General features: G+C 33.4%; 30 protein-coding genes. 19 read left to right on the top strand and 11 right to left on the bottom strand.

The genetic code is table 11. The annotated features are described in order from the left end of the window. Window positions 1–8: 8 nt before the first annotated feature. On the bottom strand, window positions 9–434 hold the full coding sequence (locus tag BFU36_RS10140) for a cobalamin B12-binding domain-containing protein (protein ID WP_069283917.1): 426 nt from the start codon (window positions 432–434) through the stop codon (window positions 9–11). A 203-nt stretch (window positions 435–637) separates the two neighbouring features. Here BFU36_RS10140 and BFU36_RS10135 point away from each other — a divergent pair, with 203 nt between their 5' ends. Then, window positions 638–925, top strand: coding sequence for a hypothetical protein (locus BFU36_RS10135; RefSeq protein WP_069283916.1), 288 nt, complete (start codon window positions 638–640; stop codon window positions 923–925). Here the strand turns inward: BFU36_RS10135 and BFU36_RS10130 are convergent. Further along, window positions 915–1,322, bottom strand: a complete 408-nt coding sequence (locus BFU36_RS10130; RefSeq protein ID WP_069283915.1) for an ArsR family transcriptional regulator — start codon at window positions 1,320–1,322, stop codon at window positions 915–917. The two genes, BFU36_RS10135 and BFU36_RS10130, sit on opposite strands and share 11 nt — an antisense overlap. 95 nt (window positions 1,323–1,417) lie before the next feature. Here BFU36_RS10130 and BFU36_RS10125 point away from each other — a divergent pair, with 95 nt between their 5' ends. From BFU36_RS10125 to BFU36_RS10110, 4 genes are all read left to right on the top strand, one after another. Beyond that, the gene (locus BFU36_RS10125) at window positions 1,418–1,957 is read left to right on the top strand and encodes a hypothetical protein (RefSeq protein WP_231961125.1); all 540 of its coding nucleotides are present in this window, start codon (window positions 1,418–1,420) and stop codon (window positions 1,955–1,957) included. Window positions 1,958–2,428: 471 nt separating this feature from the next. Further along, window positions 2,429–2,827: a metal-dependent transcriptional regulator gene (locus BFU36_RS10120; protein WP_069283913.1), complete on the top strand. Its 399-nt coding sequence runs from the start codon at window positions 2,429–2,431 to the stop codon at window positions 2,825–2,827. Then, the gene (locus BFU36_RS10115) at window positions 2,824–3,402 is read left to right on the top strand and encodes a DedA family protein (RefSeq protein ID WP_069283912.1); all 579 of its coding nucleotides are present in this window, start codon (window positions 2,824–2,826) and stop codon (window positions 3,400–3,402) included. The genes BFU36_RS10120 and BFU36_RS10115 overlap by 4 nt, the downstream gene beginning before the upstream one ends. Before the next feature lie 12 nt (window positions 3,403–3,414). Further along, complete coding sequence (locus BFU36_RS10110; RefSeq protein ID WP_069283911.1) at window positions 3,415–4,287, top strand: sulfite exporter TauE/SafE family protein; 873 nt, start codon at window positions 3,415–3,417, stop codon at window positions 4,285–4,287. Here BFU36_RS10110 and BFU36_RS10105 read toward each other — a convergent pair. After that, entirely contained in the window at window positions 4,270–4,575 is a 306-nt protein-coding gene (locus BFU36_RS10105) for a hypothetical protein (protein WP_069283910.1), read from the bottom strand. The two genes, BFU36_RS10110 and BFU36_RS10105, sit on opposite strands and share 18 nt — an antisense overlap. Before the next feature lie 97 nt (window positions 4,576–4,672). Between BFU36_RS10105 and BFU36_RS10100 the strand changes: the two genes are divergently transcribed. The 5 genes from BFU36_RS10100 (at window position 4,673) to BFU36_RS10080 (ending at window position 8,509) form a co-directional block, all read left to right on the top strand. Next, window positions 4,673–5,155 carry a hypothetical protein gene (locus BFU36_RS10100; RefSeq protein WP_069283909.1) on the top strand — a complete coding sequence of 161 codons (483 nt, stop codon included), beginning with the start codon at window positions 4,673–4,675 and terminating at the stop codon, window positions 5,153–5,155. A gap of 111 nt (window positions 5,156–5,266) precedes the next feature. Beyond that, the gene (gene udg / locus BFU36_RS10095) at window positions 5,267–5,917 is read left to right on the top strand and encodes a type-4 uracil-DNA glycosylase (RefSeq protein ID WP_069283908.1); all 651 of its coding nucleotides are present in this window, start codon (window positions 5,267–5,269) and stop codon (window positions 5,915–5,917) included. Beyond that, window positions 5,868–6,650 (top strand): SDR family oxidoreductase, encoded by a 783-nt coding sequence (locus BFU36_RS10090; RefSeq protein ID WP_069283907.1) that lies wholly within the window; start codon window positions 5,868–5,870, stop codon window positions 6,648–6,650. The genes udg and BFU36_RS10090 overlap by 50 nt, the downstream gene beginning before the upstream one ends. 110 nt (window positions 6,651–6,760) lie before the next feature. After that, window positions 6,761–8,248 (top strand): ATP-dependent endonuclease, encoded by a 1,488-nt coding sequence (locus BFU36_RS10085; protein WP_069283906.1) that lies wholly within the window; start codon window positions 6,761–6,763, stop codon window positions 8,246–8,248. A gap of 3 nt (window positions 8,249–8,251) precedes the next feature. Then, the gene (locus BFU36_RS10080) at window positions 8,252–8,509 is read left to right on the top strand and encodes a TIGR00304 family membrane protein (protein ID WP_069283905.1); all 258 of its coding nucleotides are present in this window, start codon (window positions 8,252–8,254) and stop codon (window positions 8,507–8,509) included. Window positions 8,510–8,598: 89 nt separating this feature from the next. On the opposite strand, the gene BFU36_RS10075 is transcribed toward BFU36_RS10080, so the two are convergent. Next, entirely contained in the window at window positions 8,599–9,897 is a 1,299-nt protein-coding gene (locus BFU36_RS10075) for a hypothetical protein (RefSeq protein WP_069283904.1), read from the bottom strand. A 47-nt stretch (window positions 9,898–9,944) separates the two neighbouring features. On the opposite strand from BFU36_RS10075, the gene BFU36_RS10070 reads away from it, so the two are divergent. Further along, complete coding sequence (locus BFU36_RS10070) at window positions 9,945–10,370, top strand: NUDIX hydrolase (protein ID WP_069283903.1); 426 nt, start codon at window positions 9,945–9,947, stop codon at window positions 10,368–10,370. Here BFU36_RS10070 and cysS read toward each other — a convergent pair. From cysS to BFU36_RS10055, 3 genes are read right to left on the bottom strand one after another with little or no spacing between them, the layout of a single operon-like run. Then, a complete protein-coding gene (gene cysS / locus BFU36_RS10065) occupies window positions 10,351–11,757 on the bottom strand; it encodes a cysteine--tRNA ligase (RefSeq protein ID WP_069283902.1) in 1,407 nt (468 codons plus the stop codon). The two genes, BFU36_RS10070 and cysS, sit on opposite strands and share 20 nt — an antisense overlap. A gap of 12 nt (window positions 11,758–11,769) precedes the next feature. Further along, entirely contained in the window at window positions 11,770–12,663 is an 894-nt protein-coding gene (locus BFU36_RS10060) for a bifunctional phosphoglucose/phosphomannose isomerase (protein ID WP_069283901.1), read from the bottom strand. Beyond that, window positions 12,656–13,093 carry a hypothetical protein gene (locus BFU36_RS10055; RefSeq protein ID WP_069283900.1) on the bottom strand — a complete coding sequence of 146 codons (438 nt, stop codon included), beginning with the start codon at window positions 13,091–13,093 and terminating at the stop codon, window positions 12,656–12,658. The genes BFU36_RS10060 and BFU36_RS10055 overlap by 8 nt, the downstream gene beginning before the upstream one ends. Before the next feature lie 55 nt (window positions 13,094–13,148). Here BFU36_RS10055 and BFU36_RS10050 point away from each other — a divergent pair, with 55 nt between their 5' ends. From BFU36_RS10050 to BFU36_RS10030, 5 genes are all read left to right on the top strand, one after another. After that, window positions 13,149–14,468, top strand: a complete 1,320-nt coding sequence (locus tag BFU36_RS10050) for an FAD-dependent oxidoreductase (protein ID WP_069283899.1) — start codon at window positions 13,149–13,151, stop codon at window positions 14,466–14,468. A gap of 92 nt (window positions 14,469–14,560) precedes the next feature. Next, window positions 14,561–15,688: a DNA double-strand break repair nuclease NurA gene (locus BFU36_RS10045; RefSeq protein ID WP_069283898.1), complete on the top strand. Its 1,128-nt coding sequence runs from the start codon at window positions 14,561–14,563 to the stop codon at window positions 15,686–15,688. Beyond that, entirely contained in the window at window positions 15,685–17,505 is a 1,821-nt protein-coding gene (locus BFU36_RS10040; protein WP_069283897.1) for an ATP-binding protein, read from the top strand. Before BFU36_RS10045 ends, BFU36_RS10040 begins: the two co-directional genes overlap by 4 nt. Before the next feature lie 215 nt (window positions 17,506–17,720). Beyond that, complete coding sequence (locus BFU36_RS10035; protein ID WP_069283896.1) at window positions 17,721–18,110, top strand: hypothetical protein; 390 nt, start codon at window positions 17,721–17,723, stop codon at window positions 18,108–18,110. Then, window positions 18,088–19,032 (top strand): acyl-CoA thioesterase, encoded by a 945-nt coding sequence (locus tag BFU36_RS10030; RefSeq protein ID WP_069283895.1) that lies wholly within the window; start codon window positions 18,088–18,090, stop codon window positions 19,030–19,032. The genes BFU36_RS10035 and BFU36_RS10030 overlap by 23 nt, the downstream gene beginning before the upstream one ends. Here the strand turns inward: BFU36_RS10030 and BFU36_RS10025 are convergent. Further along, a complete protein-coding gene (locus BFU36_RS10025; protein WP_069283894.1) occupies window positions 18,996–20,096 on the bottom strand; it encodes an MFS transporter in 1,101 nt (366 codons plus the stop codon). The genes BFU36_RS10030 and BFU36_RS10025 overlap by 37 nt on opposite strands. Before the next feature lie 56 nt (window positions 20,097–20,152). Here BFU36_RS10025 and BFU36_RS10020 point away from each other — a divergent pair, with 56 nt between their 5' ends. Both BFU36_RS10020 and BFU36_RS10015 read left to right on the top strand, forming a co-directional pair. After that, entirely contained in the window at window positions 20,153–20,914 is a 762-nt protein-coding gene (locus BFU36_RS10020; RefSeq protein ID WP_197490528.1) for an SDR family oxidoreductase, read from the top strand. 10 nt (window positions 20,915–20,924) lie between these two features. Then, window positions 20,925–21,671: an exodeoxyribonuclease III gene (locus BFU36_RS10015; protein WP_069283892.1), complete on the top strand. Its 747-nt coding sequence runs from the start codon at window positions 20,925–20,927 to the stop codon at window positions 21,669–21,671. Here the strand turns inward: BFU36_RS10015 and BFU36_RS10010 are convergent. Next, the gene (locus BFU36_RS10010) at window positions 21,660–22,769 is read right to left on the bottom strand and encodes an MFS transporter (RefSeq protein WP_143577114.1); all 1,110 of its coding nucleotides are present in this window, start codon (window positions 22,767–22,769) and stop codon (window positions 21,660–21,662) included. The two genes, BFU36_RS10015 and BFU36_RS10010, sit on opposite strands and share 12 nt — an antisense overlap. A gap of 37 nt (window positions 22,770–22,806) precedes the next feature. On the opposite strand from BFU36_RS10010, the gene BFU36_RS10005 reads away from it, so the two are divergent. Beyond that, the gene (locus tag BFU36_RS10005) at window positions 22,807–23,337 is read left to right on the top strand and encodes an ADP-ribose-binding protein (RefSeq protein ID WP_069283890.1); all 531 of its coding nucleotides are present in this window, start codon (window positions 22,807–22,809) and stop codon (window positions 23,335–23,337) included. Here BFU36_RS10005 and BFU36_RS14095 read toward each other — a convergent pair. Both BFU36_RS14095 and BFU36_RS10000 read right to left on the bottom strand, forming a co-directional pair. Next, window positions 23,334–23,495, bottom strand: coding sequence for a hypothetical protein (locus BFU36_RS14095; RefSeq protein WP_185957849.1), 162 nt, complete (start codon window positions 23,493–23,495; stop codon window positions 23,334–23,336). The two genes, BFU36_RS10005 and BFU36_RS14095, sit on opposite strands and share 4 nt — an antisense overlap. A 36-nt stretch (window positions 23,496–23,531) precedes the next feature. Continuing rightward, window positions 23,532–24,545 (bottom strand): PTO1314 family radical SAM protein, encoded by a 1,014-nt coding sequence (locus BFU36_RS10000; RefSeq protein WP_069283889.1) that lies wholly within the window; start codon window positions 24,543–24,545, stop codon window positions 23,532–23,534. Window positions 24,546–24,613: the final 68 nt, after the last annotated feature.

Genomic DNA, 24,613 nt, shown 5'->3' with positions numbered 1-24,613 from the left:
ACAAATTATTATCCAACTCGAATACCCCTTTTCTCCTTAGCTACCTTTGTAACCTTGTTAACAATCTCTTTAAGACTTGATCCCGGCAGAAATACTTCATCAACTCCCATTTCTTTTAATTTATTTATATCTTCAGGAGGAATTACGCCTCCTACAACTAATCCAACATCGTTCAAGCCATTTTGCCTCATAAGTTGCACTACCTTGGGTATTAATTCTAGGTGTGCTCCACTTAATATGCTAATCCCTATTACATCAGCGTCTTCTTGTATAGCTGCCTTAACTATTTGTTCGGGCGTTTGTCTCAATCCAGTATAAACTACCTCCATCCCGGCATCTTTCAATGCTCTAGCAACTACTTTTGCTCCTCTGTCGTGTCCATCTAAACCCAGCTTAGCAACTATTACTTTGATTCTCTTATTCATCATCATTATGTTTTGTAAGTTTTAAAACGTTTAAATTTTTCGCTGAGACTTCATACCACTTTCTTAAATTAAGGAAATAATGACACCACATCTCAATCTTAATTTGAACTATTGAATATTACTAAGATTAAGCTTATTTTCAACTAGATTTGTGATTACTATCATAAAATGGGTAAAAATTTAATAATGCCAACTTAGGAGTTATATAGCATATGTTTAAGATGTGGTACATTCACATTTCACTTTCAATAATAGCAATAATACTTTCAATTCTAGTGCTGAGAGAATTTTTAAGACTAAGACAAGACTTTAAGGGCAGACTTACCAGCATTTTAACCGTATTCGGAGTCGTGCTTTTAGCACAATTCTTTTCGTTCCTTACTCAGTTCATTTTATGGTCTAACAGCAAAGAACCTATGTATATTTATCCCTCTTTAATAACTATTGGATTATCTTTCACTAGCATGGTACTATTTTATTACTATGTTACTAAACTTTAAGCTTCCTATATTTTTTTACTACATCAGTAACAGAAAATATCGTAACTATAAAAATTACAACTACTGAGAAAATTTCTGCAGAAAAGGGATGATAAAGAATAAGATAAAATAAGACTAATAAGGATGTAAGTAAAAACGAGGAAAGAAATATGGATCTAGGAACAACAACATTTTTAAACTTGACGTAATCTTCCACAATGATCTTCGCAACCACGTATCCTTCCTCAGTTTCTTTTACAAGTCCTTCTTCCATTAACCTCTTAATGTGATAACTAACGATAGAGGGAGAGCTCAGATTCAAATCCTTTTGAATTTTTCTAATACCAACCGCTTTCTTCTGTCTAAGGAGATAATAATAAATTTTCCTAGCAGTCCCCGATAACTCTTCCTCTTCCATCTATAATATAGTATTTTTCATCTACAAATAAGGTTTTCTATGAAAAGCCAATGTTATGAATAAATATTTATATCATTTAAACTACGTTATTTATCGTGAAACCTTATCTGATGATTATTGCTGGAGTTCTGATAAGTATACTTATTGCCTCCTTGGTTGTATATTTATCCCACCTCTTCATAATTTATAACATTAGGGAACCTAATATTGTAGGAGGAGAAAACCAGTCAAAATATCATCCTCCTTTGATTATAATGTCAGCTCCAGAAAAATTTAATTACAGCGCCTTACCATTAGCCCTCACACCTAATTATTACACATTAAATTACGTAGAATCAGTACCAATAGCTAACAAAGACCCATACTTTCATGTTTATCCTTCATTAATAATCGTTACGCCTAACCAAAGTTCATTTACGATTTATATTTATTATTCTACTAATGATAAGGTAAATATTCCTTTAGAAAATCAAAACTATACAATAAGCATACTTAATTCGTCAATAATAGATGATCAAATAGTTGAGACTGCTGTTCAGTTCAATTTTGATCACGCCAATTCTAACACCATATATCTAATACCAATTTGGAACGAGTATAACGTAACTATTTATTTAACAGTATTTTACGAGTGATTTCATATTCAATATTTGGGTCTCATAAATCTCTTTAATATATTAGCTTTGAGCTAAATATTTGGCATTTATATAATAATCTCAATGATAAAAGAGAATACAAAGGATTTCCCTAATTAAAAGATCCTTATTTAATATGAGGAATTCCATTCTAACTTGTGTAGAATCTTCTATATGTGTATATTTAGTTTATCTTAAGAGAACGATATTCCTATGCTCTACACTATATCAGTCGGGGATAATTGTCTTCATCAACTCTACCCATCGACCTTCATCATCTTTATCAAGATTTGATCTTAAATTATTCTAGATTAAGACCTTTTATTGGCACTATCTGACTTAATCAGATTTCTCAAGTTAAGGTTTTAAAAGCCTTTCCATATTTCCGTTGGCAAAAAATCCACTGAGACCTTAAGTCCAATGAAATGCAAACAAACATTTATTTATTTTTTACCATAATTCATAATATAGATGCGAAATCTATCTAGAAGGGAGTTTTCCTACTTAAACGCCATAAAGAAATATAATGACAGCGGTGAAGGAGCTAAACTTAGTAGAGTCGCTAAGGATTTAAATATAGCTGCCTCGAGCGTTTTTGAGGAAATAAATCACCTAGAGGAAAAGGGATTAGTCAAAAAGAGAAAAGATGGGATATGGATAACGGATGAAGGTATTAAGAGTTTAAATTACGTAATAAAGGCTCATCGTGTAATAGAAATTCTTCTGGTCAATATAGGTATAGATAAGGATACCGCTTGTGAATATTCGAAACAATTCGACTATTTGGTCCCTGAAGAAATTATTGATAAACTTTATAATTATCTAGGTAAACCATCTACTTGCCCACATGGTATGAGTGTTCCAGAATGAACTACATACCATCAAACTATCTTATATTATTTATTCTCATGTTATTGGAAGGAATGTCTTTACCAATACCAAGCGAAGTAGTAATGCCTTTAGCTGGATATCTATCTTCTCTAGGAACACTTAACTTGTATTTGTCAATCTTAATTGGCAGTTTAGGCAGTTTAATGGGATCTCTAATAGACTATTTTATTGCGTTAAAGTTAGGATTACCGTTCTTATTAAGATATGGGAAATACATTAAGCTTAACAAAGATAGGCTTGATTATCTTAACACATTCTTCGCTAAACATGGAAATACATCTGTATTTTTTGCCAGATTCCTTCCTGCGATAAGAGCACTTATATCTTTTCCCGCTGGGATAGCTAAAATGAGACTAACTTACTTCATACTATTCACTTTATCTGGGCACTTAGTTTGGGATACTGTATTAGCATTCATAGGATATTACTTTGGATCATCATGGCAACCTATAGTTTCGGAATTAACAAGGTTTGATTATATTATACTATCAATAGTTTTGATAGCATTAGTTATCTATATTTTAATAAAGTATAACTTTTTAAAGTTTAAATAAAACTAACATAATATGGTACCATTTAATGTAACAATAACTCTTCTCCAATATATACTCTCGATAATATCTGGGATTTTAGTAGGTTTTAGTTTAGGCTTAATAGGGGGAGGTGGATCAATATTAGCAATACCCTTATTACTTTACTTCGTAGGATTGGCTAACGGGGTACCGCCTAGTTCTCCCGAATATTCATACATAACACACTTGACGATTGGGACAACTGCCTTAGCTGTGGGACTTAATGCTTATATCAATTCATTTATGCATTGGAAAAAAGGAAATGTCAGAGTTGCTGAAGGAGTAATCTTTACTATACCGGGGATTGTTGGAGACGTAATAGGAGCTTACATTAGTCATTTAATGTCTGGAGCGTTAATCCTATTTCTCTTCGGTTTTCTAATGATAGCTGTAGCTATAAGGATGTGGAAAAGTAGATGTAATCCAAAAAATCTAAATAACCAACAAAGCTCAAATAGCTTAAGTTTAAAACAGAGGGTTAAACTGAACAGAGTGATAACAGCTGGTCTTTTAGTTGGTTTCGCCTCAGGATACTTTGGCATAGGTGGTGGATTTCTAGTGGTCCCAGGGTTGCTTTTTAGTACTGGTATTGACATGCTAAGGGCTGTAGGAACATCTCTAATAGCTGTAGGAACATTTGGCGTAGTGACTTCAGCTACTTTCGCGTACTACGGATACATAGATGTAGTTATTAGTTTATTATATTTAGTAGGAGGTATTCTTGGAGGTTACGTTGGGTCTAATGTAGCCTCACGACTTCCTAGGCAGACGTTAAGAAAAATCTTCGCGATTGTTATAATAATAGTCGCGATTTATACAATGTACTTAAACAGAGTCGGTATAATTGAGCTAACTCATTTGTTGTAAGTCATTATAATATTTTTCTATTTCATTTGAGATCTTATCCAACGCTTCTATAACGCTATCGAGAATCAAATCATATTTTTCTTGGTCAATTCCTTTATTAATATTATCTATAATATTTTTGAACTTTTCTACTTTATAGAATTTCCTGATGAATACATTTAGTTCACTTTTGACCCACTTGTATATAGTTTTATCTTTTCTCTCTTGTATATGCAATTTGACCTTCTCTAATGATGTCTTAGCTAATATGAGATCTTGAAGCTCGTAAAACTTTTTTGAAACACTCATAATAGCGTTTAAGGACTATGTAGATAATAAGTTACAATGAAACTTATTATGAATTGTATATGATAAAATTTTTATTAGGTGTTAGTGAATCGCATTTGTGAAGAACTCAGAATACTATATATGGGTTTTAGTAATAACGATAATATTTACTATTGTTTGTATCTCTTTAGCTCCATTAGTTCCTATTGATGAACCGTTAGTGTATAGAGCGAGTACGGGGGTTATTTATAATCTAACAATTCCAGTGGGAATATCATTTTCAGCTTTCATCGCACTAATTGTATTCATTATATCAATTGTATTAGTAAGTGGAATAAAAAATAACTATTATAACATTGTAGTTGATGCTTCTGCTATTAGCTTTATATTTTTAAATTATCTGAATTATTATCTCATCTGGTACGTTTGGAGACCTACGGTCCATTTATTTCCATTTTTAATTGAAATTACGTATAATCACGCTACAACATTACAGCTTGATATCGGACAGATAGTATTAATTATATTTTTATATAGGTTATATAGAAGGTTAAGAATGCCCCATCCCCTATCAGGATCTGATGAACAAAGCCTAAAATGAAGATCCTCAGCCGGATGGGGCACATTATGATGATGCCTTCATCGTCTAGATTCGTGAAGAGAGGTCGATGGGCTGATTAAATTATAATCCTTATTAACCAATTATTAACACATGAGTGAGCTCGAACTCATAGCTGAGAAAATAAGGGTATGTAAGAAATGCAATTTATGGAAAACTAGGAAAAACGCTGTTCCCGGCGAGGGGTCTTCCAAGGCCCAGATAATGTTCATTGGAGAAGCTCCAGGGGAGACTGAAGATATAGAAGGCAGACCGTTTGTAGGGCTAGCGGGAAAACTATTAACAAAATTTATAAATGAAATTTTAGGATTAGGTAGGGAAGATGTGTTTATCACTAATGTAGTTAAGTGTAGACCACCTAATAACAGAGACCCAGAAGAAGAAGAAATCATTGCGTGTTCCCCTTACTTAGATGAGCAAATAGAAGTAATAAGGCCTAAGGTGATAGTAACCCTTGGAAGACATTCCTCATCTTATATATTTAGTAAAATGGGTATTTCATTTAAATCCATTAGTTTAGTTAGAGGAAAATTTTACAATTGGAGGTATAAGGATAATCTAATTCTTGTATTTCCTACCTATCATCCTGCTGCTGCGCTCTACAATCCTAATCTTAGAAAAGTTTTAGAAGAAGACTTCATGAAAATTAAGGAAACCATAAGCTCAAAAAGTCTAACTTTAGATAATTTCTTGTATGGATCTGGGAATAAAGGGAAAAAAGGTATTAGTAACAGCAGCGAGTAAAGGTATAGGATTCGCCACCGCAAAGAGATTTTTAGAAGAAGGAGCTAGGGTAATAATTTCGTCACATGACGAAAAAAATCTGGTAATAGCATATGAAAAGTTAAAAGAAACAAGTAAGGATATCGATTATATAAAGGCAGACTTATCTAATCCTAATGATGTAAAAAATTTAATTCATCAAGCTTACAAAAAGCTAGATGGTCTAGACGTCCTAGCGTATGTAACCGGAAGTCCTAAGCCGGGGAACATATTTTCATTAACTGATAAAGATTGGATTGATGCTTTTAATTTACTTCTAATGAGTGCAGTAGTAGCTGTAAGGGAAGCTGGTCAACTAATGAAAAGTAACGGAAGGATTATTCTCTCCACATCTATAACTTTAAGACAACCTATAGATAATTTGGATCTTTCTAATGTAGTTAGGCTCTCACTAGCTGGATTGATAAGAGTAGCATCTAGAGAGCTAGGACCTAAAGGAATTCTGGTTAATGGCGTAATGCCGGGTTGGACTAAGACAGAGAGAGTAATACAAATTGCTAAAGATAGAGCAATGAGAGAGAATAGAAGTGAGGAAGAAGTTCTGAAAGATCTTGCTAAAAGTATACCATTAGGAAGATTAGGAGAACCTGAAGAAATTGCTAACGTGATATTGTTCTTAGCTTCTAATCTTTCGACATATATTACTGGGACCTTAATATTAGTAGATGGAGGAAGCACACTAGGAGTCTTTTAAGCATTTTTGCAGATAATACCACGTTTTTTCTCCATATATAGAATACTCTTGGCCAAGCCTACTAATGATTATATTTTATTGTGCTAAGTATTACCGTAGAGTGATCCTTAGTGAAGATTACTGAGTTTTACGTGTCAAATTTTAGAAGTCTTAGTGAAGTTAATTTGAAGGACCTAGGAGGATTTAACATTGTAGTTGGATATAATGGTTATGGGAAAACTAACTTACTCTCCTCAATCTACTTATTTGTTAGAAATCTTTCAGCTGGTATTGAGAAAAGATCAGTAGAGGACAGAAACCAAGACCTAATACTAATCTGGCAAGGATATAATGTTAATAAGCCAGTGATTTTAGGCGGTAAGGTAGAGTTCTCGCCAGAGGAAGCTGCGAAAATCATTGGAAAAAACCAAAAGGTAACATTAGAAGTCGTAAATAAGATAAGATATGTTAACAATTACGTAGAGTGGAGTTTAGATACGCTATACGTCAATGGCTCGCCCCCAGGTGAAGACGATTTAAAAATTGCTAAAAAACTAGCTGAGTATGCGTCCCAATCAATAGAATATGTTCCAATTTTCGATCAAACATACTTCGATGAGATACTGAGAAGAATGACAGACATGAATAAGTCTCCAATAAACTTGAGGAAATATTGGTATGATTTTGTAAATTTAGTGAGTGCTACAATACCAGAGATTAGAGGAATGGAATTTTGGGATGGAAGAAGACTAGTTCTAAATGTTTACAACTTACCAATATATATCGATCTGGCTGCCAGTGGATTCCAAAGAGTAATTCTAATGTTATTTATAATATGGTTAAGCGGTAACAAAATACTATTAGTTGAAGAACCAGAAGTTAACATGCATCCTACCCTCCAAGCTAAAATTATGAAACTTATAAAGAATTGGACAGATAATGGAATTTTGCAAGCTTTCCTAACAACCCACTCTCCATACATTGTAGAAATGTCTGCTGATAGCTACATTGTGATGAGAAGAATTAACGGCAGTTCTACTGCTATAACTGTAAAACCTACCCAAGATTTAAGAAGTTCCATAAATCTACTTAATACGAACTTAAGTGATATTCTCTTTAGTAGAATTATCATATTAACGAGCGAACTAGCAGAACCAGCAGTCATCATAAATTGGTTAAAGAGGCTAAACATAGATGTAGAGGATCATGGCATAGGCATATTTAAAGTATCATCTGATATAGAATTACAAAATTGGTTAAGATTAAGGAATACGTTAAACCTTGATATAATCTTCTTTGGACTTTGCGATAAAATAGATATCTCACTAAGGGATTATTGCGTTCCATTGGGATATGAGGTGGAGAACTTTTATAGTAAGCAAGCCCTACTGGAGGTTTTAAGAAAGTTAGGAATAAGTTTGGATGAAAAAGAAATTAGAGACTTAGGTAAAGAAGATAACTTGAGATGGTTAGTAAATGTTTTGAAAAAACGTGGGATAGAATATGATAAAATAAGAATGCCTATAGGTAGATTAATTACGAGTATAGATACCACAGAAATACCAAAAGAAGTAGAAATGTTAGCGGTTAAGATTAAATCCCTCCAGGCTGAGCTATAATATATGAATGAGTATTTATTTTATGCGGGATTAGCAATAATCTTCATAAGTATAATATTATTGTTAGCTGGATCCATTTATGAAAGCAGAAAGAGTAGTAATAGGCAAGAAAATAATAAGCAAAGAACTGAAGTAGGAGGAGTAATTTTTATTGGACCTATTCCCATAGTATTTGGATCATCAAAAGGTATAGCTAAATGGATGATAATTTTAGCAATTATTCTATTTATAATAATGGTGGTTTTCTACATACTATACTAAACCGTAACAATTAATCTACAATTAAAAGATAGCTGAAAAGTAATCATAAATTTTACAAATATAGATACATCTAGAGATACGTTAAAAAATTATTCTCTTTTATGTAATAGAACAACAACTGCTATTATAATTATCGTGACAACAATTGAAATGGTCAGTGATAAATTAGGGTTAATAACTTTAAAGGGTAACGTCGTATTGGTGTAATTAAAGACATTAGGATATGTCTCAAAAGGATTAATGTAATTATTACCTACTAATGACGATATAAATACCGGAAACACTGATGAATTTAGTATGCTAACAGACTCCTCTTTTAATAATACACCGCTGGTACTAAAGTATAATAATTGAGCTGATAGGTTGGAGGATATATAATGCCTATACTGATATGCCTCAAAACTTCCAGCTATTGTTGATATGGTGGTTTTATTAACGAGTACAAACGTGAATCCATTCCAAGTAATGCTCTGATTTCCTACATCAGTAATGAAGCTAGTTGGTTCATCTATAGGGTTATTAATATAAATTACAAAATTCACCGACTTACCTTCTAATAATGAGGGTAATGCTAGATTTTGCCCTGCCCTAATTTGTATTTGAGTTATCTGAGTTACTAGCACGTCATTCTCAAAAAGTAACGGATAATCTATTTCTAAATATCCTACCGGTAATGTAGAATTAGATAAAGTTGAGTAATTATAAATAGCGTAAAGATATGGTTTTTGTATATAATTCGTTAGCTGAGATATATTATTATTGCCACTAGAAGTATTTAATGAAACATTTAGGAAAGTTGAGTAAGAGGTTAACGTCATATAAAGCGAATTATTCTCTAAACGATATACTATGCCATTAGGTAATAAGCTGATTTTAATAGAGTTACCATTAATTACACTACTATAATTATAAACAGTAGTATTCACTCCATTAAAGAGCACATACCCTTTGCCTAAATAGTTGAGTGCTATTGACTCATTAGGCGTTATTATACCATAAGAGGTATTATAGATTATATCAGAGATGATATATGGATAATAAATTGAAATGGGTTGAAAAATTAGATTAATAACATGCAAACCTTTTGTAATGTATACTAAATTACCTAGCTTTAGGCTATCATTAGTAAAATTTCCAGAAACGTTAACGTAGGCTATATCTTGGGTAATCTTAGTTACATGATAGCTTAACGTGTAATTGTAAATCTTCTCTATAGTTTTATTATTTATAGTTGTTGAGTTTACTAATTTAGCTATGTAGTTGATTGTAGAGGGTATGGTAAAACCACTGATAATCTGAGAATTACTGGTTTGGGAGAAACTTGGCACCCCTAAGGATATTACCCAAAGGGATAACATTATCAAGGCAATTAAGATACTTGTTCTCATACACAATACACCATAAATTACTTAATATTAACTTTTATCATCACTATATGGATAGACCAATTGTAGCAGTAGGTTGCTTTGTGAAAATAAACGACTCTGTACTTTTAGTTAAAAGAGGTCATCCTCCAAATGAAGATCTATGGGCAATCCCGGGTGGAAAAGTAGAGTTTGGAGAAACTTTACAAGAGGCATTAAAAAGAGAAATGAAGGAAGAGACCGGATTAGACGTTAATGTGAAAGACTTGATAGCATTAGTTGAAATTATACATAAAAATTATCATTACGTAATTTTGGATTTTGAGTGTGAACCAATAGGTGGCAAACTATTAGCCTCAAGTGACGCTAAAGAAGTTAAGCTCATCCCATTAAAGGAATTAGAAAAAGTCAAGATGACCGATACTACTTACGATATGCTTAAGAGATATGTTAACAACGAGAAGAAACCCTACTATATTACTCAAATCTCCAAGTAGACTTATCTTTACTATCTAATATTCTAATACCTGATTTTAAAAGCTCCTCCCTGATCTTATCCGATATTTCATACATTCTCATTTTTCTCAGCTCATTCCTAATTTCTATAACGCTATCAATTATTTTTGAGATTTTTTCATATGACGGATAGAATTCCTCATCCATTACTCCAAAGACGTCATTAAATTGTTTTAGGGCTTCAAATGCCAGCATCGCTCCTAAGAAATCTCTGCTGTACTGTAACTTAGAAAATATTAAACTAACTATTTCATGAATATGAGATAAGGCAGTAGCGGTATCAAAATCGTTACTCATAGATTGATGGAACATATCGAGGTATTTCAGTATATCTTGCTGAACCTTTATATCCTCGTCTTTAGCATAAAACTTAGGTCCTTCAGAAATTATTGACCTTAAAACTGCAATAGAATCTTTAATCCTCTGTAGGGAGTTTGAAGCTTGGTTTAAAGCTTCCTCTGAGAAATCTATCGGGGACCTATAATGTGATGACAAATACCAATATCTCAGTACTGATGGACCCCATTTCTTTAACGCTTCATTTAAAGGAATTATATTACCTAATGATTTACTCATCTTCTCCTTCTTAATAGTTAAGAAGGCGACATGAACCCAATAGGAAACCCATCTTTCTCCAGTTAACGACTCAGTTTGAGCTCTCTCATTTTCATGATGAGGAAATATTAAATCAGAACCACCTCCGTGAATATCGAATTTTTCTCCTAAGTATCTAGTTGACATGGTAGAGCACTCTATATGCCATCCAGGTCTTCCTTTTCCCCAAGGAGAGTCCCAATAAGGCTCCCCTGGTTTCCACGCTTTCCATAAGGCAAAATCATAAGGATTCTTCTTTTCTTTAATGAATTCCTCCTCTTGATTCCATTCTTCCCTTTTTGCTCCCGAGAGCTCCCCATAATGAGGATAACTGTTAACATCAAAGTATACGCTTCCACTATTACTCACGTAAGCGTGACCCTTATCTATTAGTCTTTGAACGAAGTCTATTATTTCCTTAATGTGTTGGGTAACTCTAGGGTGTATATCAATCTTAATCTTTAATTGCCCCAACGCATCTATATAATCCTTAGAGTAATAGTCTACAATTTCTCTCCAATCTTTTCCAGTTTCTTGAGACTTCTTAATTATCTTATCGTCAATATCAGTGATATTTTGGACTCTTATCACAGTATATCCCCTTAGTCTCAAATATCTAGAGATAGCGTCATAGACTACGAAAGTTCTCCCGTGACCTATGTGAATGAAGTCATAAACGGTGGGTCCACAAACATACATCTTTACAACGTTTCGCTCTACAGGCTTAAACTCCTCAAGCGTTCTTCCTAACGTATTAAATATTTTTATGACCATTAAGGATAAAAATTAACTTAATCTAAATAAATTTGAGGTTAGTTTTCTAGCTGTGGGTATGTTATATAGTTTATCTGGAGTTTCATTTAATCTCTTAGCCATCTCAAATGAACTCAATCCTGCTAGCATTAGCAAGCTTGAAATATTCATCAAATCACTTTTAAAGTAGGGTTTTATAACTATTGCATTTAGGACTTCTTCGGTAATCTTGTCAATTTCATTACTCTCTATAACTATTGGAGATAAAGACTTACCGTGAACATAACTTTCAATTTCATTATGATTAACCTCTGGAATTTCACCAAAAAATGCCGGATATTTTGCGTTCTCATTTATTTCTTGCTTGAACCTCTTAGCTATTGATAGATATCTAGAGGAGTAAAATACAGGTATCCTAGAGGGTAATATTAACTCGGCAAGCCTTTTAGATTCCTCTATAACCTTGTCCCTAGCTTTTATTACTCCATCTTTTAACTCTTCCATTATTAACTTTATACCTCTTCTCATAGAAATCATTCTAGTCAAAGGCGTAAATAGATAAGGAAATGCATATCTAGTCTGGAAACCAGATGGTACCTTAATAATATTTAGTTTCTTTTCATTAGCTATTTTCTCAAGTAAACCACCAGATGTTATAACTATCACTTCGGAACCTGAAGATATAGCATTATATACATCAGATATAGTCTCTGAAGTATTACCAGAGTAACTCACAGCAATAAGAGTCTCGTTTCCTTTAAATTTCTTATCAAAACGAATCCCAAGATCCAGAATATTAGCTATTTCCCCTACTATCCCACTTCCACCAATTCCAGAAAATATTATTATATCATTTTTTATATCAAAGACCGGTAGCTTGAAAGCTTCATCGAATAGTTTATCCCATTTCAAATAAATATCATCCACCTTTAATCACCAATGAAACTGAAAGAGAAGGAGGATTAGAGCTTATATTTATGGTAATGGAATCTATATTAAGTACTTTATTATTTTGCTTTAACACTACAATCATTTCTGAGACTGAAAACGCTAGAGTATCAGAGATATTATCAATAACGCCCGCTAATCTGCTCTTTGATACTAATGATAAAACAGTAGGCTGAGTTAAGTATCCGAATATAGAATTAGATCTCTGAAGAATTTGAAATGTATAGGATAAAACGTTATCCCAATCCTTCTGATCAATACTTCTTGAGAAAGCCTCAAAAAGATTTTTCGATTTCATCATTTGGTTCTTTAAGAATTTTAATAAATCTACCTCACTTATACTGAGTTCACTTTCATTTATTTCGTTTATCTTACCAATAGTTTCATTTAACCTCTCAATTGCTTTCATATGCTATAATTTTCGATATTAAGATATAAGAAAGTTATCATATATATTGACTAATATGGAAAGACTTATTGTAGTCGGCGGTGGAGCTGCAGGGATGACAGCAGCCTCTTGGGCTAGGAGACTTAAACCTAACCTTGACATCATAGTTTTTGAAGCTACGAAGATGGTAAGTCACGCACCGTGTGGAATTCCGTATTATGTAGAGGGTTTATTTGACGACGAAAATCTATTTTTGACTTATACTCCTAGCTACTTCACAGAGAAGAGAGGAATAAAGGTAATAATCAATACAAAAGTGACAGACATAGACGTAAACTCTAGGATTATAACTGTAATGGAGAATAGTCAGAGTAAGAATAGATATGAGTATGACTATCTTGTTTTATCAATGGGTGCTAAACCTAAAAAGATTCATTCAAATGGTGACTATATATTTTATGTTCATCATCCCGCAGAAGCCACGATTATAAGAGAGAAGCTTTGGAGAGTAAATAAGATAGCAATAATCGGTGGGGGAATATTGGGTATAGAAATGGCTGAAGCTTTAAGTGCAAGGGGTAAGAAGGTAATTCTAATTCACAGAGGGAGATACTTATTGAATAGAATGCTTGACGAAGATATGGGTAAGACAATAACCGAAAAGGTGTCTTCCAAAGTTGAAACTAAGTTAGGAGAAAGCTTAGTTGATGTTAAAGAAAATGGAAAGCTAGTGATAACTGATAAGGGAAGGTATGAGGTAGATTCTACTATTGTTGCTATAGGAGTTGAACCAAATGTAGATCTTGTTAAAGATAAACTAAAGCTAGGAGAAACGGGAGCCTTGTGGACTGATGATCACATGAGGACAAACGTCCATAACGTTTATGCTGCAGGTGATAATGTGGAATCAATAAATATTATAACTAAAAAACCTAGCTGGGTACCTTTCGCTCCAGTAGCTAACAAAATGGGATTCGTGGCAGGAAGTAATATTGGAGGAAAGGACATTAGATTCCCTGGAGTAATAGACACACAAATAACTAAATTTGACGAGTACATTATAGGAAAGACTGGGATTACAGAGAATGAAGCTAAGAGGCTAGGAATTAAAACTGTCTCGGCTATAGTTCACCATAAGACAAGGGCTAGATATTATCCAGGTTCAAAAGATATAATTGTAAAGCTTGTAGCTGAGGAGAACTCTATGAGGATTATCGGAGGACAGATAATAGGGGGAGAGGAAGTATTAGGCAGATTAAATATGTTAGCTTCTGTAATTCAAAAAGGTTTCACTGCTGAAGAACTGTTCTTCGTCGAAACTGGTTATGTACCCCCAGTTAATAGAGTTTGGGACGTTATCACATTAGCAGCTAGGAAATTGTATGCAGGTGATTAAAAACAAATTTATTCGAAAATTTTTTGTTAGCGTAATACCCTTTTGGTAATACCTCATATTTAAATATTACCATAATAAATTATGTTTAGAAGATGGGTAAGAAAATAGAGCTACAAGTATTACTGAAGGACATCATAACTAAGTATATCCTAAACTATTTAGACTCATCTAATGCTGATGTAAGGATCGTTAGTGGAGAAACCGATAATTCCTTTTCTAACGAGAGTGAAGCAATACTGATTACTCCAGTTAATGAAATTCTAAGAGATGTTAAACCAAAAAGGATACATAACGTATATGCCATAGATGGAAGTAGTAGAAGCTTTATTTCATCGAAGGGTATTATAAGCTTAGCCTCTTTGGTATTAACTTCCTCTATGAACCCTATTGTTGGTGTTTATCCTCCCATTTCAGGCCTTCCTAGCCTTGACTTAGAAAGACCTTTTATAGCAATTGCACCTGCAGGAAGTAGTCAAGGACCTTTAATACCATTTTTTTACAGCTCAGAATATATTACGACTTTTTCCCTAGATGGCAGTTTTTTTACCTCAGCTGAATCTCCAGAAGAAATAGAAACTGAGATTAGGACTATTCTAGAAACTGAGGCATTACGTAAGATCAATGATGAAAGTACAATTATACTTATTGATGGACCACTAATACCTCCTCTAATATTTTTGAAAAGCAAAGTAAGAGACGAAATAGTAAGGGTTAGGTTAAGAGCGTTAAAAAGAAACGTAATTGGAATAGTTAAGAGACTGGATAAGTCTAAACTGCTTATTTCTACACTCGCTAAAAGTAGACTTAAAATAATAGAGAAATTCCGTGTAGATCCTAAGAAGTATTTCAATGACGAATCTTTTATCCTAGATTTAATTAAATATAACGTTTCTCCACCTTATAGTCCGGTTTACTTAGGTCCTATACTTAGATATGTTAATAATATTCCAATCTATACAAATTATCTCATATATCCGTTTCATCCTTATACATTTAAGTTCTCTATATTAAGAATAGAAAGTACTCATAACAATGAAGATATTTTAGGGAATATCTGCTCATTGCAATTTACAAAAGATGGATTACCATCTATTCTAGGATTATCGGATAAGATGGCCAAGGAAATAAGCGGGGCAATTTTGAAAATAATAATGAATACATTAGAGAGCATGGGACTACAAGCGAGCTTTTATAGTAGATTAGAACAGGTGGGAATTTGAGCTCAGACCTATATAACGATATTAAGGATAAAATATCCAAGGCAAGAGCACTAGCAATAACGTTAGGAGATCTAGTGGGTAAGGTATCTAGATACGTACCTAGTGAAATCAATGAAGAGTCTAACCTTGTTAATGTTATTATAGACCCTAACACATACTATAAATACAACTTTTTAGGCAAAATAGGAATATTTCTCGGAGCTATTGACATAAAAACCTTATATTTCGTCCTGCTAAGAGTCGTAGGATACCAGAGAATAGACGCTTCTTCGTTACTTGTTAATGATTCAAGTATAGTTAGTAGTGTAGGCAGTGCTGAAGATGAACCAGGATCACTCATCACGAATGTATCACTTAAATGCGAGATGCTAACTAAGGTAGATTTTCTGAATTCATCTGAGCCAGACGCAGCTGATATAACAATTGAGCCACAATCCCCAGTAATTATCCCTAAGCCAGAAGTCATTGAAAGATCATTGGGCACAAATAGAGGACTTTTAAGAGTAGGCTTCCTCGACACCTCTTACAGTAAAGTAAAGATAAGTACCAGCCTAGACGATTTAAACTTTCATATGTTAGTATTAGGGACCACTGGCGCAGGAAAGACTTCATTCATAAAAGATCTCGTAGCTGGTATAAATTTAATTAACGAGGAGAATAGTAAAGTATTTATCTTAGATGCTACTGGTGATTACTATCACATATTCCTTCCCCCGGACAAATCAGATAGAATAGTGAGAGCTGGCGTAGAAGAATTTAATGAATTGTATGGAAACGTAATTAAAGGTATAAATTTAGACATTATATATCCCGTTAATAAAAGTTGGATTAAGAAGTACATTGGAAAAGCTAAGTCAGCCAATGCAATAACCAAGGCCTACTACGAAATGTACGTCAAACCTATAATTAATCATTTAGTTAACAAGGGTATTACAATTTACTCTTCTGTAGTCAATAATAAAATCATAATCTCTAACTCTGAGTGGAAATCGCAAGTTAACGTTTATCCGTTTTATTTTAGATTTAAAGATGTAAGGAAAATTCTTCATAGACTAAATCCTTATTTTAGTGAACAAGCTTCTCATTTCATCAAAATAATGATCAGAAAAAAAGGGAAAGAGATCTTAACATTACAAGATTTGATAAATAAGTTTAATGAGGACTCTTTGGAAGGGGTTGAGATACATAGGAGTACTAAGGAAAATATAGTAAGGGGTCTATATTTACTTAGGGAAACACAATTATTTGACGTAGGAGTAGAAAGATTTCCATTAGCTAAGATATTAGAAAATTCATCATCTACAATAGTTTTTGACCTATATAATAACGAAATAGACGATTTTTCTCAAAAGATTTTAACATATTACTTCTTAGATAAACTGTTTGCATTTAGAGAGAGGCAAATGAGAAACGGAAACGTAAAGGGAAGGTTTATTATAGTATTGGACGAAGCCCATAGATTTTTTCCTTCTGCTAAGGGCATGGAAGAAGATACTAATTACGTTAGAAGAGTAGCCGGAAAAATAGCTACGATGATGAGATTAGGTAGGAGAAGAAAAATAGGTTTCATCTTCTCTACACACAACCCTAACGATTTAAGTGATATAATTACGCAATTAGCAAATACTAAAGTTATCTTTAGAATAAAATCAGAAATAGCTGAAACTTTAGGGCTATCTAAAAACGAAGCAAAAATACTAAATTGGGAGAGAAATGGCGTAGCATTTTTATTAACACCATGGCTAAGAGAGGGAAGGATAAAAATTAAAGTGCCTGTTCCTCCCCCACTAGGACATTACGATTTATCAAAAACATAATATATCATCAACTATTTACAAAATGAGGAAAGCCTCGCAGTGTGGGAATGGCAAAGTTTTTAAGTCTAAAAGCCAATCCTAACAATTAGATGGGAGGGGTTCTCTGAGCTTCTCGACTGCCCCTAAAATGAGAGATGTGATTACGAATCGGTGAGGGGAATCAGTGAGACGCCCCATGAGAACCCTTATCCTTTAGGACTTGGAGGAAGTCAGAAATGGATCAAAAATTAGAGAACTTAATCGATGCCTTAAAAAAGAATAAGAGTAAGGAAAACGTTATAGAGTTTTTAGAAGTAATTAGGAAATATTTTCCTCCTTCAGACGACTATTCAATAACATTATGGAAGGCTGGAGTTTATGAATACGTTTTGGATAGAAATGGTATAGCCATGTTAAGAGTAGCAGAAGATGAGTATTTACCATATATGACAGGCTACGAGAAGAGAATCAAACCTAACGCTTTGCCCGAAAACATAATAAATAACTTTGATTGGAAATCTGTATTAAAACAACTTAGAGATATAACCTTAGAGTATTCTAGGAGAGATAAAAATTTTGAGAAGATTGCTAACATGCTAAATGATGCAATCTTTAAGAATACTTGACACGATAGTAGAGACGTATAGTATAGTTCACTATGAACAAACCAACTTTATGAATAGAATGCATGGAGGCGATATGCTTTTCCTACTAGTCGAGACTGGAATGTTATCAGCAATAAAGATATCTAGAGGGACTACGCTATTAGCCTCCATAGACGACGTAGTTTTTAAAAAGGCAGTCCGATTGGGAGATATAATTAAGGTTAAGGCGGAAGTAGTCTATGTAGGTAACACATCGGCAGAAGTAGAAATTAGAGCTTTCGATAAGGGTGAGGAAGTAGTTTCGGCATATGCCACGTACGTTAAGGTAGATGATTTATTGAGACCTATTCCTATAAACGTAAAAGTAGAAGGAATTAGTGAAGAGGAAATTAAAAAAGTGGAGGAGGCTAAGAAAAGAAGAGAAATAAGAATATCTAGAATCAAGGACAGACAAAAGATGAGGTTTTACGTTGAAGATCCTACAGAGGGATTAAGATTTAGGATTACTACATCAATTTATGTATCGCCTAATCTGACTTATGATGGAAAGATAATGTCTGGTGGAAAGTTATTGAAATTAATGGATGATATAGGAGGAGTAATACTATTAAATTACATAGGATATGATAATAAGCCAGACTCTGGGGGAGTAGTCACAGTAGCAGTAAAAGGCCTCTCGTTCTACTCCCCTATAAGAATTAACGATATAATACATATCAGAGCCGGAATTGTTTACGTAGGCAACACCTCTGCTGATGTCATGATCAACGTGATAAGAGAGGATTTAAATGGTTTTAAGGAGCACGTAGCTACTGCATACTTTACATACGTTAGAGTAAATTACCAAGGCAAACCAATAAAAATGCCAGAGTACAATCCAGAAACGGAAAAAGAGAAGTCTCTGTATCAAGAGGCCTTAGTGCGAAGAGGTTTAGCTAAGTAAATATATAGTAAGAACATTGACAATGCAAAGGAGTAAAAAGCTATCTGATAATTTACAGCTATATTATTAGTAGAACCGGCTAAGAAACCTCCTGCAATGTTCGCAACGTCTTCACTGGCATTAAAAATACCTATAATAGTAGCCTTATTTCTTCTTAGGCCTTTTATCAATACTGAAAAGAACGAAATATTATAAATGGGAAATAGCGGTCCAAAAGTTAAAAAGAACAACATGACGAAGTAATGTATCTTAAACCCCGTTATTATTATAAATATTAAGGTCAATATTATTAATGATCTCAAGAATATTACTAAAAACATAAAATACTCCTCCTTGCCTTTGACTAACTCAAGACCCTTACTATAAGTTAATTCTTCGATAAAATATAATAAAGAATAACTGATAAATACAATAAACGAGGGATTTCCCATTAGATAATTTAACGGAACGTATAACGTGTAGAATATTTCAGCAGCTAAATTAAACCAAAAGAAAGATATCACGGGAATGTACAACAGTTTTAACATCTTATTTCTATCAGCTGCATCAAAGTTTATTCCACCATCATACTTAGGTATATGGATCACATTGACTAATAACGATATAGTAAAAAATCCAATTATCATGTAGTCGTTGGGATAAAAAGCAGACAAGAGAGAACCAGTAATGTTTCCAGCTAATGAAATTTGAGAAAACCTTGTATTCTCTATCAGAAGCCTTTCTTGAGGTATAGTTTCAAGTATTATAGCAGAGTATATAGGACCGTCTAAGGCGGAGACAAATCCACTTAATTCATAAGCTATTAACTTATTTTGGTGGTAAATTACACCAACACATATACCCAAAAGTGAGAGTAAGATGGCGTATTCCTTTCTAAGCCTCGTCCTATCTATTAAGTATCCCCAAATATAGGAACCTAAAGCGTTTAGCAAATTATAGATCCCAGAAATTACCCCTAAAAGAAATAATGATTTTGTTTCACTATAAAATTCCACTGGAAATAATAACCCTATCATCGTGAACCCATCGACTATGAAGAACTGTCCGATGAATCTTCTTATCACGTTAATAAAAGATACATGAAGAAAACGTTAATAAGGCAAATGGTATATTTCAGATGATGAGATTCCAGGATAAAGTAGTTCTTGTAACAGGTGGAACGAGAGGAATAGGCAGAGCTATCACTGAAGGGTTCTTAGAAGAAGGGGCAAAGGTAATAGTTCTTTACAACTCTGCAGAGAAGGAAGCTTTAGAACTAAAAAATAAGGGCGTTTATACAGTTAAGTGTGATGTAGGTAATAGAGCTGACGTCATAAGAGCTAAGGAAATGGTAGAAAAGGAGTTTACCAGAATTGATATTTTAGTAAATAACGCTGGTATTATGTTGTTAATGCCATTTGAGGAATTTGACCAAACTAATTACGAGAGAATGTTAAACGTAAACTTAAACGGAACCATTTACGTAACTTATGAATTTTTGCCACTGCTAAAAAGGGGAAAGAGTCCATCAATTGTAAATATGGCATCAAATGCGGGGATTGGAACATCAGCTAATGGTACTACGTTTTACGCTATAACCAAAGCCGGAGTAATAATACTTACTAAAAGATTAGCCTTTGAATTAGGTAGATATGGAATAAGGGTAAACGCAGTTGCGCCTGGCTGGACTGAGACGGATATGACGTTAGGAAACAAATCCGAGGAAGAAGCGGAAAAGTTAAGGGAAATATTTAGAAGTAAAACTGTATTAGGCATTACCGCTAAGCCAAGAGATATAGCTAATGTGGTACTATTTTTAGCGAGTGAGGAGGCCAGATATATTACTGGACAAGTAATTGTTGCTGATGGTGGAAGGATAGATAATTTAACCCATTCCCTATAAGAGTATTCATGTGAAGATCGTAAGCTGGAATATTAACGGATTAAGGTCAGCTTTAAAGAAAAATCTACTGGATTTTATAAAAAATAATAATTTCGATATAATATTATTTCAAGAGATTAGAGGAGATTTAGTACCCTTAGATTTTATTACACTAGGCTTTCAAATTTTCACATTTCCTGCTAAAAGAAAAGGGTATAGTGGAGTAATGACACTATGTAAAGAGAAACCAATCAACGTCATAAAAGGGCTAGGTAAAACTGAATTTGACGAGGAGGGGAGAGTTATTACAATAGAACTTAACGATTTTTACGTTATAAATTCTTACTTTCCAAGAGCAGGAGATGGGCTAGAGAGATTAAGCTATAAATTAAAATTTGATGAGATTATAGAAAATTTTTCAGAAAAATTAAGAAAAAATAAACCAGTAATACTGTGTGGAGATTTCAATGTAGCACATCAAGATATAGACGCAGCCTATCATGATCCTTCAATTCCGGGTTTAACACCACAAGAAAAACAATGGCTTACACACTTTCTGTCGTTAGGATATATTGATACGTTTAGGTATTTTTATCCTAATAAAAGGAAATATACTTGGTGGAGTTACATGATGCACGCTAGAGAAAAGAACCTTGGATTGAGATTAGACTACTGTTTGGTTTCAAATGAGCTAAAAGACAGGATTAAAAGTGCTGACATTTTAGATAACATACAAGGGTCTGATCATGCGCCAATAACCTTGGAATTAATAGGATAGAACTTTACTTGCGGCTAAAAGTAATATTATAGAAATAAGTGGAGAAACTATTATAAACAGTAAAGCTATTGATTTGCTTATCGTGATAAAATACCCTAATAAAATGCTACCTAAAGTTCCAGCGAAAGCTTTTCCCGTATATAAAATACCAGTATTAGTACCAGAAAATTTGTTACCATAAATATCACCTAATAATGATAGATATAACGTAAGGGTAGAACCCCCAAACAAACCGACTAATATTGCTGATAAGGGGAGAGAGAGAAGAGAAAGTAAAGAAGCTAGAAGCGTTAGTGAATTTAATATTATAACGCTATGAAATCTATTCATCTTATCTGATAACATTCCAAATAATGGTCTGCCCAGCCCACTCGTCACAGGAAATATGGTTATAGAAAGTAGAAGTAACCATCTAGGTAATTCTGATCCCAAAAAAGATAAAGAGGAGGAAAAAGAAAGAAGTGGAATTATCGCAAAAGAATATGAAAAATAAATTAACCACCAATCCTTGCCTCTTATAATTTTCTTAGGAGAATTTCCCTTAAGCTTATCCCTTGGAGGGTATGTCACGTTAAATGAAATAAGTAATAGACAAAATAAAGATAATATACCTATTATGATGAATGGATCATAATAATATCTATAAATTGAAATAAAAGGATTAAAAATAGCCCCTCCAATACCAAATCCTAATGATACTATACCAGTGGCGAACCCCCTCTTATTCTCGTACCATTTTAACGCTACATTCACTGCTATACCATATAGTATTCCCTCAGCTATGCTGCCTAAAGACCAGGAAATGTAAAAGAGGATAATATTTGGAAAAATAACTGGAATAAGAAATCCTAGGGAAAAGAAAATTGCGGATATTACTCCAACTAATCTCGGACCAATAGTATCAATTATATACCCTCCTCCTATTTGAGAAAACGAAGATAATATAGCATATAACGTAAATGCGACTTCAATAGCTGTGACAGAAGAGTTAAGGGTCCTTGACACTAGAAGAGATATGGAATTCCACGAATACTGATAAATAGAGTTAAATAACATTATGACTAGAGCAAGAAAAAGCAGTTTTACTCTTGAATCCACTTACTTTCTTAAGCAATAACAACTAATATAATTTTGTATGTATCAATTAGAAAATGGTCTAAAGGTCGACCTAATTCTAGGAGATATTACAGAAATTAGAGCAGATGCAATAGTTAACGCTGCTAATTCTTACCTTCAACATGGAGGAGGAGTAGCTTATGCAATTGTAAAGAAGGGTGGATATGAAATACAAAAGGAGAGTGATGAATACATTAGAAAAAACGGACCAGTGCCCGTTGGAGAAGTAGCTGTAACAAGTGCAGGAAAATTAAAGGCCAAATATATAATTCATGCGGTAGGTCCTAGATACGGTATAGAAGGTGATGATAAGTTGGAATCAGCTATTAGGAAGTCGCTAGAGAAAGCTGAAGAATTAGGTTTAACAAGTATTGCACTACCTGCAATATCTACAGGTATCTTTGGTTATCCTTTTGAGGTATGTGCTAGAATAATGGCAAATGTGATAAAATCCTTTAAGCCTAAAACTCTGAGGAACGTTATAGTAGTTTTATATACGAAAGATGCATATAATACGTTTAAGCAAATATTCGACAAAGAGTTTTCTTAAACACATTTTTTCCAACCAAATCTCTCCTCATATTCTTTAGCTTTATTAAGCGAAGTAGACTGGTTTTTATCTAATGGAATCACACCTATTACTTTCTCTCCATTATAAACATACATGAAATATTTGTCTTCTATAAATACTAGTTTGTAGCAAAACATTTTTAATATATTTTTTCAATATCTAACATTAAAATTTTACGGTATAAGATCATATATGTAACTTACAATATTGTTAATTATTTTCTCCCTAATCTCACTTGAATTCTTCCAGCTAAATAATGAGGGTTCAAGATGACAAGCCAAAGCGCACCTATTACAATTCTCATACTTCTCCCACGGATAGTTATTCCATAGCTTCACTAAATCAACCTCCCACACTTTTTCAAAACCCTTATACTCATTTAAAACGTAACAAGGCAGGACTACCTTACCTTGCGGATCTATATTTATCACTAACCATGGCTTACATTTCCATAAAATACCATAATACCAAGAATTTTTAATAGCATTAAAATAGTTTATAGATTCTACAATAGGATAACCTTTTTTCTTCAGCTCTATCAGAAGGTTCAACGTATTAAACAATTTTTCCCTTTCCGGACTCAATTTCTCAGCTGTAGAATAATCATATGATACTTGAACACTTACTGTAATACCTAATTTTTTAGCCAATTCAACAACTCCTAATACCTGATCATAATTATCATTAGTTATAGTGAAGCTAATTGAGACTGGGATGTACTTTATAGCTTCTCTAATTCCTTCAATAGCCTTATCAAACGATCCAGGAATTCCCCTAATTTTATCATGAGCCTCAGCTATTCCGTCAATTGAGACAAAAAGGTAATCCAAATGCTCACTTATACTCTTAGCCTTTTCTCTCAATAGCCAACCATTCGTTACTAAGGAAGTGTGAAATCTTTTATATGCTTCCTCTAATATTTGATCTATATCTCTCCTTAGAAGAGGCTCTCCTCCCTCAAATCCAATAAATAAGACACCAGCCTTCTCCAGCGATTTAAAGATTAATACTTCTTCATCAACCGTTAATAATTTCTCATCTTTTCTTCTCCAGAAGGGACACATCCTACATCTTAAATTACATGAATAAAGTAACTTATGGCCTGCAATTAACGGCAACTTCTTAACTCCTAAACCTTTGAAAGCCCTTTTTACATTTCCTAGTAGTAGAGGTTTTGCCTTAGACACAATATATTCTATACTATTTTGTACCTTATTAGCCTTCTTTCAAAATTTATCTTTTTAACTTTTATTCA

This window comes from Sulfolobus sp. A20 (assembly GCF_001719125.1).
In the GTDB taxonomy this organism is placed as follows: domain Archaea; phylum Thermoproteota; class Thermoprotei_A; order Sulfolobales; family Sulfolobaceae; genus Saccharolobus.
The sequence above is the reverse complement of the archived record's forward strand: the minus strand, read 5'-3'. Positions and strand labels throughout refer to the sequence as shown.

Excerpts from the sequence above, each read along its gene's own strand:
- BFU36_RS10135 (WP_069283916.1), top strand. The coding sequence starts at position 638 with ATGTTTAAGATGTGGTACATTCACATTTCACTTTCAATAATAGCAATA.
- BFU36_RS10130 (WP_069283915.1), bottom strand. The coding sequence starts at position 1,322 with ATGGAAGAGGAAGAGTTATCGGGGACTGCTAGGAAAATTTATTATTAT.
- BFU36_RS10120 (WP_069283913.1), top strand. The coding sequence starts at position 2,429 with ATGCGAAATCTATCTAGAAGGGAGTTTTCCTACTTAAACGCCATAAAG.
- BFU36_RS10115 (WP_069283912.1), top strand. The coding sequence starts at position 2,824 with ATGAACTACATACCATCAAACTATCTTATATTATTTATTCTCATGTTA.
- BFU36_RS10110 (WP_069283911.1), top strand. The coding sequence starts at position 3,415 with ATGGTACCATTTAATGTAACAATAACTCTTCTCCAATATATACTCTCG.
- BFU36_RS10105 (WP_069283910.1), bottom strand. The coding sequence starts at position 4,575 with ATGAGTGTTTCAAAAAAGTTTTACGAGCTTCAAGATCTCATATTAGCT.
- udg (WP_069283908.1), top strand. The coding sequence starts at position 5,267 with ATGAGTGAGCTCGAACTCATAGCTGAGAAAATAAGGGTATGTAAGAAA.
- BFU36_RS10090 (WP_069283907.1), top strand. The coding sequence starts at position 5,868 with ATGGATCTGGGAATAAAGGGAAAAAAGGTATTAGTAACAGCAGCGAGT.
- BFU36_RS10080 (WP_069283905.1), top strand. The coding sequence starts at position 8,252 with ATGAATGAGTATTTATTTTATGCGGGATTAGCAATAATCTTCATAAGT.
- BFU36_RS10075 (WP_069283904.1), bottom strand. The coding sequence starts at position 9,897 with ATGAGAACAAGTATCTTAATTGCCTTGATAATGTTATCCCTTTGGGTA.
- BFU36_RS10070 (WP_069283903.1), top strand. The coding sequence starts at position 9,945 with ATGGATAGACCAATTGTAGCAGTAGGTTGCTTTGTGAAAATAAACGAC.
- cysS (WP_069283902.1), bottom strand. The coding sequence starts at position 11,757 with ATGGTCATAAAAATATTTAATACGTTAGGAAGAACGCTTGAGGAGTTT.
- BFU36_RS10055 (WP_069283900.1), bottom strand. The coding sequence starts at position 13,093 with ATGAAAGCAATTGAGAGGTTAAATGAAACTATTGGTAAGATAAACGAA.
- BFU36_RS10050 (WP_069283899.1), top strand. The coding sequence starts at position 13,149 with ATGGAAAGACTTATTGTAGTCGGCGGTGGAGCTGCAGGGATGACAGCA.
- BFU36_RS10045 (WP_069283898.1), top strand. The coding sequence starts at position 14,561 with ATGGGTAAGAAAATAGAGCTACAAGTATTACTGAAGGACATCATAACT.
- BFU36_RS10035 (WP_069283896.1), top strand. The coding sequence starts at position 17,721 with ATGGATCAAAAATTAGAGAACTTAATCGATGCCTTAAAAAAGAATAAG.
- BFU36_RS10030 (WP_069283895.1), top strand. The coding sequence starts at position 18,088 with ATGCAATCTTTAAGAATACTTGACACGATAGTAGAGACGTATAGTATA.
- BFU36_RS10020 (WP_197490528.1), top strand. The coding sequence starts at position 20,153 with ATGAGATTCCAGGATAAAGTAGTTCTTGTAACAGGTGGAACGAGAGGA.
- BFU36_RS10005 (WP_069283890.1), top strand. The coding sequence starts at position 22,807 with ATGTATCAATTAGAAAATGGTCTAAAGGTCGACCTAATTCTAGGAGAT.
- BFU36_RS14095 (WP_185957849.1), bottom strand. The coding sequence starts at position 23,495 with ATGTTTTGCTACAAACTAGTATTTATAGAAGACAAATATTTCATGTAT.